We start from the raw sequence: 11881 nt of genomic DNA, 5'->3' as shown, positions 1-11881 counted from the left end.
ACAATGTGACCGCCAGCAGCGCGGCGAGCCCGGCGAGCAGGCCGGTGCGGCGATGCGGTGCGAGCGTGCGCGCGACCGGCAATGCCAACAGCGCCCAGCCACCGAGCGCGAGCGCGGCAAGTGCCACGGCGAGCGCGGTGGTGCCAGCGGTCAGCTGGTTCCACCACGACAGCGCGCCGACGAGGCCGGCCGAGGTCAGCGCCAGCACCGCGACCACCACCGGCCAGAGCGTCGCCACCTCGACCAGCCGCGCCTCCCCCGCGTCGCGCACCGACTGGTCGTCGAACTCGGCGAGGCCCAGCGCGTCGAGGAAGCTGAGCGAAGCGGGTGGCGAACGATGCGCGGCAGGTCGAGTGAGTCCCATGACACCGTGATAGGACGAGAGAATTGGCAAAGGGTTAGCGGCCGTTGCACTGATCGCCGCGGCACCATAGTGGTTCGGCCATGACCATTATCCGCGCCGCAGACCTGATCGAGAGCGTCGCCGACGCGCTCCAGTTCATCAGTTACTATCACCCGATGGATTACATCCGCGCGCTGGGCGATGCCTATGCCGCAGAGGCGAACCCCGCCGCCAAGGATGCGATCGCGCAGATCCTGACGAATTCGCGGATGTGCGCCGAGGGGCACCGGCCGATCTGCCAGGATACCGGCATCGTCACGGTGTTCGTCAAATGGGGCATGGACTGCCGGCTGGATACGACCGCGCGCTCGCTCCAGGAGGTGATCGACGACGGCGTGCGCCGCGCGTACCTGCACCCCGGGAACCGCCTGCGCGCCTCGATCCTGGCGGACCCGGCGTTCACCCGGCGCAATACCAAGGACAATACGCCGAGCGTCCTCAACGTCGAACTGGTGCCCGGAAACACGGTGTCGATCGACGTCGCGGCCAAGGGCGGCGGTTCGGAGAACAAATCGAAGTTCAAGATGATGAACCCGTCCGATTCGATCGTCGACTGGGTGCTGGAGATGCTGCCGCAGATGGGGGCGGGCTGGTGCCCGCCGGGAATGCTGGGGATCGGCATCGGCGGCACCGCGGAAAAGGCGATGCTGCTCGCCAAGCAATCGCTGATGGGCCAGATCGACATGGCGCAGCTGAAGCGGCGCGGCGCGCGCACCGATATCGAGGCGCTGCGCATCGAACTTTACGACAAGGTCAACGCGCTGGGCATCGGTGCGCAGGGGCTGGGCGGGCTGTCGACCATCCTCGACGTCAAGATCCTCGACTGGCCGACCCATGCCGCGTCCAAGCCGGTGGCGATGATCCCCAATTGCGCCGCCACCCGCCACGCGCATTTCACCCTCGACGGCTCCGGCCCCGCCTATCTGGAGCCGCCGAAGCTGAGCGAATGGCCCGACGTGCGCTGGACCCCGGACAAGGCCGCCATCCGCGTCGATCTCGACACGCTGACGCCCGCGGTGGTGGCGTCGTGGAAACATGGCGACCGGCTGTTGCTCAATGGCAAAATGCTCACCGGTCGCGATGCCGCGCACAAGCGGATCAAGGACATGCTGGACGCGGGCGAGCCGCTGCCGGTCGATTTCGCGGGGAGGGTGATCTATTATGTCGGGCCGGTCGATCCGGTCGGCGCCGAAGTGGTCGGCCCGGCCGGGCCGACCACCGCGACGCGGATGGACAAGTTCACCCGCATGATGCTGGGCCAGGGGCTGCTCGCGATGGTCGGCAAGGCGGAGCGCGGCGCGGATGCTACCGACGCGATCCGCGAGGCGGGTTCGGCCTATCTGATGGCGGTCGGCGGCGCGGCCTATCTGGTCGCGCGCGCGATTCGGGGATCGAAGGTGGTCGGTTTCGCGGATTTGGGGATGGAGGCGATCTACGAATTCGAGGTCGCCGATTTCCCGGTGACCGTCGCGGTCGATGCGATGGGCAACAACGTCCACCAGCTGGCGCCGCTGGTGTGGCGCGAACGGATCGCGCGCGAGGGGTTGCTGGAGCGGGTTTGAGGGGGGCTTGAGGAGCGCGTGTCTGCATTCGCCACGCGTTACCCTGGCGAAGGCCGGGGTCCGTGGTTCGGCGAACGTAGCGCTTGGAGCCTCTTTGGCCGACGCCTGCGGGATGATGGGCCCCGGCCTGCGCCAGGGTGACGCAATGTAGGTCCACGGCCAGCGCCGATCCTTTCGCAGGTGCAGCGGAACGCGCGAGGGGTGATGGCGGTTCTGGGGGCATGACGCTTGCCCAGATTTTGTCCCCACCGCCGCCGCATTGGCGCGATGCCAGCCTGTTTCTCGATTTCGATGGTACGCTCGTCGAACTGGCGGAAACGCCGGACGCGGTGATCGTCGACCGGGCGCTGATCGCGCTGCTGACGCAGGTCGCCGCGCGGCTGCCGGGACGGGTGGCGATCGTCAGCGGGCGGTCGATCGCGCAACTGGATGACTTCTTCGGCGACGCGCTTTCCTCGCTGGCAGTATCGGGCAGTCATGGTGCCGAGCGGCGCGTGCCGGGCGTGACCGCATCGGCGGCGGTAGCGCCGGGAGGACTCGACGCGGCGTCAGATGCGTTGGCGGGCTATGCGCGCGCGAACGGCATTGTCTTCGAGCGCAAGACGCTCGGTGCGGGGCTGCATTACCGGGCTGCGCCTGCCGCACAGGACGCTGCGCGGGCGTTTGCGCAAGGGTTGGCGGCGGAGCATGATCTCGTCGTCCAGCACGGCAAGATGATGGTCGAACTGCGTGCGCCCGGCGACAAGGGGCAGGCGGTGGCAGCGCTGATGGAAACGCCCGCGATGCGGGGCACGCGGCCGTTGGTGTTCGGCGACGACGTGACCGACGAGGACGGCTTTGCCGCGGCCGTGAAGCTGGGCGGTGCGGGGGTGCTGGTGGGCGAGCCGCGCGAAACCGCGGCGGCCTATGCACTCGCCGATGTCGCGGCGCTTCGGGAATGGCTGGCGGGGGTGACGACATGATCCCGAACCTGGACCTGTGGCCGATCGGCAATTGCCAGGTGTCGGCGCTGATCGACCGCGGCGGGCGCTTCGTCTGGGGCTGCGTGCCGCGGATCGACGGCGATCCGGCATTCTCGGCGCTGCTCGACCATGAGGAGCCGGAGACCGGCTTCTGGGCGATCGAACTCGACGGCGGCGTCAAGACCGAACAGCAGTATCTGCGCAACACGCCCGTGCTGGTCACCCGGCACGAGGATGCGCCGGGCAATGCGGTGGAGATCGTCGATTTCGCGCCGCGCTTCGTGCGCGAGGGGCGGACGTACCGGCCGACGGCGTTCGCGCGGATCGTGCGGCCGGTGGCGGGTTCCCCGCGCATCCGCGTGGCGCTGCGCGTGGCGACCCGCTGGGGCGAGGCGGCGGCGCGGACGCAAGGGTCCAACCACATCCGCTTCCTTATGGCCGATCAGACGCTGCGGCTGACGACCAACGCGCCGGTCGGGCGGGTGGCGGAGGAGACGTGGTTCCGGCTCGAACGGCCGCTCCACATGTTCCTGGGTCCGGACGAGAGCTTCACCGGCGTGCTGCACGAGGCGGTCGACGGGATGCTGGCGCGCACGATCGCCGAATGGCGGCAGTGGGTGCGCGGGCTGGCGACCCCAGTCGAGTGGCAGAACGTCGTCATCCGCGCCGCGATCACGCTGAAATTGTGCCAGCATGAAGAGACCGGCGCGATCGTCGCCGCGATGACGACCAGCCTGCCCGAACATGCCGATTCGGGGCGCAACTGGGATTACCGTTATTGCTGGATCCGCGACGCGTATTACACCGTGCAGGCGCTGAACCGGTTGGGCGCGCTCGATGTGCTGGAGGGGTATCTCGAATATCTGCGCAACATCGTCGATGCGGCCAAGGGCGGCCACGTCCAGCCGCTGTACGGCGTCGCGGGGGAGGCGGGGATCGTCGAGCGGATCGAGCCGGGCCTGCCCGGCTATCGCGGCATGGGGCCGGTGCGGGTCGGCAACCAGGCCTATGAACAGATCCAGCACGACGCTTACGGCCAGATCGTGCTGTCGAACGTCCAGGCGTTTTTCGACGAGCGGCTGTACCGCACCGCCGGCGTCGAGGATTTCCACGCGCTGGAGCGCATCGGCGAACATGCCTGGGAGGTCTATGACAAGCCCGACGCGGGGCTGTGGGAACTGCGCACCAAGGCGCATGTCCACACCTATTCGGCCGCCATGTGCTGGGCGGCGTGCGACCGGCTGGCCAAGGCGGCGCATGCGCTGGGGCTGAGCGAGCGCGAGGCGTTCTGGCAGGGGCGTGCCGACGTGATGCGCGCCACGATCGAGGCGGCGGCGTGGCGGCCGGAGACGCAGCGCATCTCGGCGACCTTCGGCGGCGACGATCTCGACGCCAGCCTGATCCAGCTGCTCGACCTGCGCTTCTTCGCGCCCGACGATCCCCGCTTCCAGGGCACTCTGGTGGCGGTGGAGGAAGGACTCAGGCGCGGCAGCTACATGCTGCGCTATGCCACCGAGGATGATTTCGGGCTGCCGCATACCGCGTTCAACGTATGCACCTTCTGGCTGATCGAGGCGCTGCACGCGACCGGACGCGCCGAGGATGCGCGCGCGCTGTTCGAGGAGATGGTCGCGCGGCGGACCGCGGCGGGGTTGCTGGCCGAGGATATAGACCCCGCGACCGGCGAACTCTGGGGCAATTATCCGCAGACCTATTCGCTGGTCGGGCTCATCAATTGCGCGGTGCTGCTGAGCAAGCCGTGGAGCGCGGTGCGGTGAGCCGGCTGGTCGTCATATCGAACCGCGTCCAGCCGCCGGCCAAGGGTGCGGGGGGCAATCAGGGCGGGCTGGCGGTGGCGCTGCTCGCGGCGCTGCGCGCCAATGGCGGATTGTGGTTCGGCTGGTCGGGGGAGACAACCGAATGCTTCACGGGCGAGATCGACTTCCAGCGCGACGGGCGCGTCGTCACCGCGACGATCGACCTGGAGCGGCAGGACGTCGACGAATATTACAACGGCTTCGCCAACAAGACCCTTTGGCCGCTGTTCCATTACCGCATCGACCTGACCGAATTCGAGCGCGAGTTCGACAGCGGCTATGCGCGGGTCAACCGGCGGTTCGCGGACACGGTGGTGCCGCAGGTCGAGCCGGGCGACCTGGTGTGGGTCCACGATTACCATCTGATTCCGCTGGGGCAGGAATTGCGCGACCGCGGCATCGCCAACCGCATCGGTTTCTTCCTGCACATCCCCTGGCCGCCTACGGGTCTGATGCTGTCGCTGCCCAGCCACCGCAAGCTGGTCGAGTCGCTGTTCGCCTATGACGTGGTCGGTTTCCAGACCGCGGACTGGCTCGACAGCTTTCGCGATTACGTGCTGACCCAGATGGGCGGCAGCGAGGGCGCGGACGGGCGGCTGACCGCGGGCGGCCGCACGATCCGCGCCATCGTCGCGCCGATCGGCATCGAGACCGCGGGGTTCGAGGAAGCCGCGACGTCGGACGCGGCACGGTTCGCGCGCGAGCGGATGTACATGTCCGCGACCGGCCGCAGCCTGATCGTCGGCGTCGACCGGCTCGATTATTCGAAGGGGCTGCGCGAGCGGTTCCTGGGCTACGAACGCTTCCTGAGCGGAAACCCCGAGCGGCAGGGGCTGGTCTACATGCTCCAGATCGCACCGCCGAGCCGCGAGAAGGTGAGCGCGTACCAGGAAATCCGCGCCGATCTCGACGAATTGTCGGGGCGGATCAACGGCGAATATGCCGATATCGACTGGGTGCCGATCCGCTACGTCAACAAGGGCTATCCGCGCGGCGAACTGGCCGGCATCTACCGTGCCGCGCGGGTCGCGCTGGTCACCCCGCTTCGAGACGGCATGAACCTGGTCGCCAAGGAATATGTCGCGGCGCAAGACCCCGCAGACCCCGGCGTCCTGATCCTGTCGCGCTTCGCCGGCGCGGCGGCGCAGATGCAGGAGGCGGTGCTGGTCAACCCGTACAGCGCCGAGGAGATGGCCGATGCGATCGTCACCGCGCTGTCGATGCCGCGCGCCGAACGCATCCGCCGCTGGGAGGCGCTGATCGACAGCGTCCGGCGCGAGGACGTGCATTGGTGGTGCGACCTGTTCCTGACCGCGCTTCGCGACGCGGCCGTGAAGGAGAAGGCTTGCGCTCCCTGATTTCCGTTCGCCCTGAGCGAAGTCGAAGGGTCTGGCTCTGGGCAATGTGCTTCGACTTCGCTCAGCACGAACGGTATTTTGGGCAGCGATCCATGAAGGCTGCCTAGAGTTGTTCGGCACCGCATATCGCCTTCGGGAGTTTATACGCTTTGAACAGCACGCCTCCCCGGCGAAGGCCGGGGTCCAGGCGCACGGGTCGTGCGACGTCAGGACGGACCTTGCCATCCAGGTATGCCAGCCTGGGCCCCGGCCTGCGCCGGGGAGGCGGTGATCTTGCATCCCCGAAACAGGCCATATGCAATTCTCCTCCCGTGCCGGGAGGGGGGAGCAAGCCTGGTCGAGTTCGACTCTAGATGTCGGCCGCCCGACCGCTGCGCCGCCATGCACCTGCCAGCAACCGGCCGAGCGTCGCGGGCACGCCCGGCCTCAGCAGGAGCCAGTCGCGGATCGCGGGGCCGCGTTCGGCGCCGATGACCTGCTTGTAGCCGCCGCGGTCGCCTGCGCCCCAATCGACCGTCTCCATCCCGCGATCCAGCGCGTCGGCGAGGTTGCGCCAATAGAGCAACTTGCCGGGCGAGTGCTTCGCGAAGGTCGGCACGTAGCTGTTGGCGATCGCATATTTGGTGGTGCCAACATCCATGTCGAAGGAGAAGGCGGCCGGATTGCCGTCGACGGTCAGCAGGGCTGCGTGAAACATCGACGCCAGCACCGGATCGCGCGCCGCCGCCTGCCAGAAGGCGAGGTGACCTGCCCGCGTGAACTTGGCGTCGCCGCCGTCGGTGCTGGTCGCAATCCAGCTGCGGTCCTCGATCTGCCCAAGCGCCGCGAACGCCTCCGGCCAATCCGTGCCGTCGACAAAGTGCCAGTCCAGACGGCCGTGCGCGGCGAGATGCTTTTCGTGGAAGCGGTTCTTGCGCAACGTCGACAGCCGCGGCCAGACCCCCTCACGCCGCTGTTCCGCCATGTCGAGGCGCCAGTCGCGCGCCACGAACCGGTCGATCACCGCCCAGCCCTGCGCGCGGGCCGCACCGATGAGCGCGGCGGCGGCGGGATCGTCGTCGTGGACAGGTCCGATCCGCAAGCCCCGCGCGGTGCGGGCGACTCCGGCGAGCAGAGCGGGCGCCGCCGCATCGCTTGCCGCGAGCGACAGCGGTATGCTGCGGAACGGCCAGTAGCTGCCCGGCACCGCCACGAGCCCCAGCATGCGCGAACCCAGGCCGACCAGCGGCAGTGCGGCGACCGGCACCTCGTCCTCATACGCCACGATCGTCCGGGCCTGACCGCCGTAAGCCGTCACCGCTGCGGCGAACCAGCCGGCGCGCAGGAAGCGATACGGCGCCGCCGCCGCCTCGGCCACCGCGTCGATGGCCGCCGGTAGGCCGTCGACCGTTTCGATCCGCGTCACGGGGTCGGCCGCGGCAAAGGCGACGGGCGGGATCGGCTTGGTCATCGCCAAACGGGTTAGAGAGACATGGTTACCAAGGCGTTGCGCTCGGCCGCGCACCGCGCCAGAGAAGGCCGATGCCGACGCTTCCCGAGCTTTCGACGATCGCCCAGACGATTTCGCTGTCGCTTTCGCCGGTGTTCATGCTGGCGGGCATCGGCGCGCTGCTCAACGTGCTGGCCGGGCGGCTGTCGCGGGTGATCGACCGTGCGCGGGCGGTGGAGCAACTCCACCCGCGCTCGACCGGGCCGGAACACGATCGCCATGTCCGCGAGCTGCGGCTGCTCGACCGGCGGATGACGATCATCAACAATTCGCTTTTCCTGGCCGTGGCCAGCGCGGTAATGACATGCATCGTCGTGGTGCTGCTGTTCGTCGCCGAACTGGCCAAGCTGCATTTCGGCACCTTCGTGGCGCTTGCCTTCATCCTGGCGATGGTGCTGCTGATCGCGTCGCTCGTCGGGTTCATCATCGAGGTGCGGGTGTCGCTAGGCGCGATCCACGTCCGCGAGGAATTGCTGAACGAGGACCGGCCATGATCGAGAAACGCGTGCTACAGGGGCTGGTGGCGATCGCCTGCCTGCTGCCGTTTATCGTGGGTGGGCAGGGGATCGCATATGGTCCGGCGCCGTTCGGGCATCTGGCGGACGTGCCGCGCGATCTCGACAGCCATTTCCGCTACATCTCCGGCATCTTCTTTGCGACCGGCATCGGCTTTGCGTCGTGCATTTCCCGGATCGAGGCGAAGGGTGCGCGGTTTCGCCTGCTCGGCGGGCTGATCGTCGTCGGCGGCCTGGCGCGGGGCATGTCGCTGCTGGCGGTCGGCATCCCGTCCCGCGGCCATGTGCTGGGGCTGGGGATGGAGACGATCGTCGTGCCGTTGCTGATGCTGTGGCAGTGGCGGCTGGCGCGAAAGTGGCGCCGTTGATCCTCCCCGCTTGCGGCAGGGTATCGCGCACTGTGCTCCGTTCTTGCAATATGGCGGGCGTCGGCAACCCTGCACGCGGCGAACCGGGGCTTGCCCGCCGGAACTCTGCACCCTTTGCGGATCGGCCGGCGTTGAGATAGCCCTTCCCTCGTTCGCGGGCTGCTTGCGTTTGACCAATGTCCTGAAGATCATCGGCGTGACGCTGCTCGTAATGGTGATCCTGCTCGCGCTGCTGGCGACGATCGTGCCGCGCTTCCTCGATCGGCGTTATTATGCGGGGCCGGCGAGCGGGCATTTCGATGGGGCGCGCTTCTTCAACCCCGATGGCGAAGACACCGCGGGCGTGCCCGGCGGCGGCTGGCGCGGCGGCTTCCTCTGGCGGCAACTGACCGGCAGCGACGGTCGGCCGGTTTGGCCGAAGTCGGTCGCGGTGATGCCTTCCAGGCCGCCCGCGCGGGTGACGGGTGACGCCATGGTCGCGACATGGATCGGCCATGCGACGGTGCTGGTGCAGACCCAGGGCATGAACATCCTGACCGACCCGATCTATGCCGACACCGCGGGGCCGTTCGGCCTGGGGCCACGACGGACGATCGCGCCGGGCGTGGCGTTTTCCGATCTGCCGCGGATTGACCTCGTGCTGTTGAGCCACAATCACTACGATCATCTCGACCTGGCGACGCTCAAGCGGCTGTGGCGGCGCGACCGACCGGTGATCGTCACCCCGCTCGGCAACGACCCGATCCTGCGCGCGCAAGGGATCGTCGCGCAGGCGGCGGATTGGGGCGAGAGCCTGCCGGTATCGCCGCCGGCCGGGGGCGGGCCGTTCGAGGTGACGGTGACCCGCAACTACCATTGGGGCAGCCGCTGGTTCGCCGACCGCAACCGCGCGCTGTGGGCCAGCTTCGTAGTGCGGCTACCCGGCGGCAACCTGTTTTTCGCCGGCGACACCGGCATGGGCGACGGGCGCTGGCCTGCGGAGGCGGCGAAGCTGGGGCCGATCCGTCTGGCCTTGATCCCGATCGGCGCGTTCCGCTTCGCGCCGGGGCAGATGAGCTCGGGAAGCCATATCGGCCCCGCGCAGGCGGTGGACGTGTTCCGCGGACTCGGCGCTTCGACGGCGATCCCGATCCATTGGGGGACGTTCCGCCTGTCTTATGAAGCGCGCGATACGCCACCGAAAATACTCGGGGCCGCGATGGCGTGCAGCGGGATCGTGGGCGAGCGTCCGGACAAACGGTTCGCGCCCGTTGGGATCGGACGACCGGTGGCGGTGCCGCCCGTCGTCGCGGGTTTACCGCCGCGCGAAAGCGTGATGCCGCAACGATCCGGCGCGGCGCTGTCGCGGTGCATGGATACGCCGGCTTTGCGGGCCTTGCGTTAGAAGACCGTCCTCACCCCTCGCCGCTTCGCGTCTCTCCCTCTCCCGGCGAGACTAGGCTCAGCCGCTCTTGTAAGCGCAGAACTTGTTGCCGTCGGCGTCCCGGAAATAGGCCCCATAAAAGCCCATCTCCTCGGGCCCCCGAATACCCGGCGCGCCATCGTCGGTCGCCCCCAATTCCATCGCCTTGGCGTATAACGCATCGACGTGCGTGCGGCTGTCGGCGGCCAGCGCCACCATCGTACCGTTGCCCGCGGTCGCGGTGCCGCCGTCATGGGGCTTGGTGATCGCCAGCATCGGCTTGTCCCGGCCCGCGCCATATAGCGTGAAGCCGCGCCCGTCGGGCATCGTCATCAGCCGCCTGCCGCCCATCACCGCGAGCAACCCATCATAGAATTTCAGCGCCTTGTCGATGTCGTTGGTGCCCAACGTCGCATAGCCGATCAAATGCTCTCTCCCATGTTTCCCCCAGCCTACGCCGCGGGCTTGAGCAGGTCGAGTACCGCGGCGGTCATCGCGATCGTGGCGGTGACGATCACCGGCTCGGGCGCGATCTTGAACAGCGGCGAATGGTGCGAGGGAACCGGCGGGCCTCCCGTCGCAGCCGCATCGAACACCGCCTGGGGCGTGCCGCCGACGTCGAAATAATAGCTCTTCACGCCCGTATCGGCGGCGACGAGTGCGGCGAAGTCTTCGGCACCCATCCCCTCCTGTTTGAACGGCAACACGCGGTCGGCCCCCAGCGTCTGCGCCATGACGGCATTCAGGCGGCGGGCGAGGGGTGTGTCGTTGATCGTGGTCGGTGTGCCCTCGATCACGGTGACGACCGGCATGCGGTCCGCGGCCATGCCGTTCATCTCGCCGACGCCCCGCGCGACCCGCTTGATTCCCGCGATCAGCTTGGCGCGGGTTTCCTCGTCATTCGCGCGGACCGTCACCTGGAGCCGGGCTTCGTCGGAGATGATGTTGTGCTTGAAGCCCGAATGGAACGAGCCGACCGTGATGACGCCGGGGGCAAGCGGCTGGCGCTCTCGGCTGATGAGTCCCTGGAGCGCGATCACCAGCTGCGCGCCCATATACACAGGATCCTTGCCGGTGTGCGGGGAGGCGCCGTGCGCGCCGACGCCGGGGATGGTGATGTCTACCGAATCCGACGACGAATATTGAATGCCTTCCGATGCCGATACGGTGCCCGCCAGCCCTTCGGAATTGGAGTGGAAGGCCAAAGCGTAATCGGGCTTGGGGAAGCGGGTGTAGAGTCCGTCCTTGAGCATCGCCGCGGCGCCGCCGACGCGCTCCTCGGCGGGCTGGACGATGAAGACGATCGTGCCGCGCCACCGCGATTTCAGCGCCGCAAGCCGCCGCGCCGTGCCGATGAGCGACGTGATGTGGGTGTCATGGCCGCACGCGTGCATCACCGGCGCCTCGACTCCGTCGATGCCGGTCTGACGCACCTTGCTGGCATTGGCGAGGCCGGATTTCTCTTCCACGGGAAGCCCGTCCATGTCGGCGCGGACGAGCACCGTCGGCCCCGCACCGTTGCTGAGGACGCCGACCACGCCGGTGCCGCCGACCTTCTCCGTCACCCGCATGCCGGCCACGGTCTTCAGCGCCGCCGCCATCTTCGCGGCCGTGCGGGTTTCCTTGAACGAGAGTTCGGGGTTGCGGTGGAAATCGTCCCACATCGCGGCGAGCGACGCGTCGTAATCGGCCTTCACGGCGGGGGCATAGTCGGGTTCGGCGAGCGCGGGCGAAGCGATGAGCGCGGTGGCGAGCAGCAGGTAGCGCATTGATGAATCCCCTTGTTGCGGGGATCATAGCCGACATGCTCGACAGCGCCAGCGGAAGTCGGGCGAGATCGCGGGCCGCATCAAATGACCATCATTGGTGGAAGCACGAACCCGCTGCGCGGGATGGGTGCTTGGGCTCGGTTGAGGTGAGGCAACGAGCGTAGCGCGTGGATTGAGCGCTGCGGGCAGCAGGCAGACGATCGGGGTTCCACGAGAAGGAGCCCTGCCATGAACAT

11 protein-coding genes are annotated in these 11881 nt (G+C 68.1%); 7 read left to right on the top strand and 4 right to left on the bottom strand.

What is annotated here, in order from left to right; genetic code table 11:
• Positions 1-364 (bottom strand): hypothetical protein (locus tag VF643_RS15270; RefSeq protein ID WP_331044247.1); only part of this gene is annotated, 364 nt, incomplete at its 3' end.
• 80 nt (positions 365-444) lie between these two features.
• Here VF643_RS15270 and VF643_RS15265 point away from each other — a divergent pair.
• From VF643_RS15265 to VF643_RS15250, 4 genes are all read left to right on the top strand, one after another.
• Positions 445-1965, top strand: coding sequence for a fumarate hydratase (locus VF643_RS15265; RefSeq protein ID WP_331044246.1), 1521 nt, complete (start codon positions 445-447; stop codon positions 1963-1965).
• Positions 1966-2186: 221 nt separating this feature from the next.
• Positions 2187-2927, top strand: coding sequence for a trehalose-phosphatase (gene otsB, locus VF643_RS15260; protein ID WP_331044245.1), 741 nt, complete (start codon positions 2187-2189; stop codon positions 2925-2927).
• The gene (locus VF643_RS15255; RefSeq protein ID WP_331044244.1) at positions 2924-4705 is read left to right on the top strand and encodes a glycoside hydrolase family 15 protein; all 1782 of its coding nucleotides are present in this window, start codon (positions 2924-2926) and stop codon (positions 4703-4705) included. The genes otsB and VF643_RS15255 overlap by 4 nt, the downstream gene beginning before the upstream one ends.
• Positions 4702-6102, top strand: coding sequence for an alpha,alpha-trehalose-phosphate synthase (UDP-forming) (locus VF643_RS15250; RefSeq protein ID WP_331044243.1), 1401 nt, complete (start codon positions 4702-4704; stop codon positions 6100-6102). The genes VF643_RS15255 and VF643_RS15250 overlap by 4 nt, the downstream gene beginning before the upstream one ends.
• A gap of 349 nt (positions 6103-6451) precedes the next feature.
• Here VF643_RS15250 and VF643_RS15245 read toward each other — a convergent pair whose 3' ends face one another.
• On the bottom strand, positions 6452-7552 hold the full coding sequence (locus VF643_RS15245; protein WP_331044242.1) for a GNAT family N-acetyltransferase: 1101 nt from the start codon (positions 7550-7552) through the stop codon (positions 6452-6454).
• Between the two features lie 71 nt (positions 7553-7623).
• Here VF643_RS15245 and VF643_RS15240 point away from each other — a divergent pair, with 71 nt between their 5' ends.
• From VF643_RS15240 to VF643_RS15230, 3 genes are all read left to right on the top strand, one after another.
• Positions 7624-8085 (top strand): DUF2721 domain-containing protein, encoded by a 462-nt coding sequence (locus VF643_RS15240; protein ID WP_331044241.1) that lies wholly within the window; start codon positions 7624-7626, stop codon positions 8083-8085.
• A complete protein-coding gene (locus VF643_RS15235) occupies positions 8082-8474 on the top strand; it encodes a DUF4345 domain-containing protein (RefSeq protein ID WP_331044240.1) in 393 nt (130 codons plus the stop codon). The genes VF643_RS15240 and VF643_RS15235 overlap by 4 nt, the downstream gene beginning before the upstream one ends.
• A 211-nt stretch (positions 8475-8685) precedes the next feature.
• Entirely contained in the window at positions 8686-9858 is a 1173-nt protein-coding gene (locus VF643_RS15230) for an MBL fold metallo-hydrolase (protein ID WP_331044248.1), read from the top strand.
• A 57-nt stretch (positions 9859-9915) separates the two neighbouring features.
• On the opposite strand, the gene VF643_RS15225 is transcribed toward VF643_RS15230, so the two are convergent.
• A complete protein-coding gene (locus VF643_RS15225) occupies positions 9916-10302 on the bottom strand; it encodes a VOC family protein (RefSeq protein ID WP_331044239.1) in 387 nt (128 codons plus the stop codon).
• Positions 10303-10328: 26 nt separating this feature from the next.
• Complete coding sequence (locus VF643_RS15220; RefSeq protein WP_331044238.1) at positions 10329-11645, bottom strand: amidohydrolase; 1317 nt, start codon at positions 11643-11645, stop codon at positions 10329-10331.
• Positions 11646-11881: the final 236 nt, after the last annotated feature.

The sequence above is a fragment of the Sphingomonas sp. genome (assembly GCF_036387595.1).
Taxonomy (GTDB): Bacteria; Pseudomonadota; Alphaproteobacteria; order Sphingomonadales; family Sphingomonadaceae; genus Sphingomonas.
Note: the sequence above shows the minus strand (reverse complement) of the source record. Positions and strands in the feature narration are given on the sequence as shown.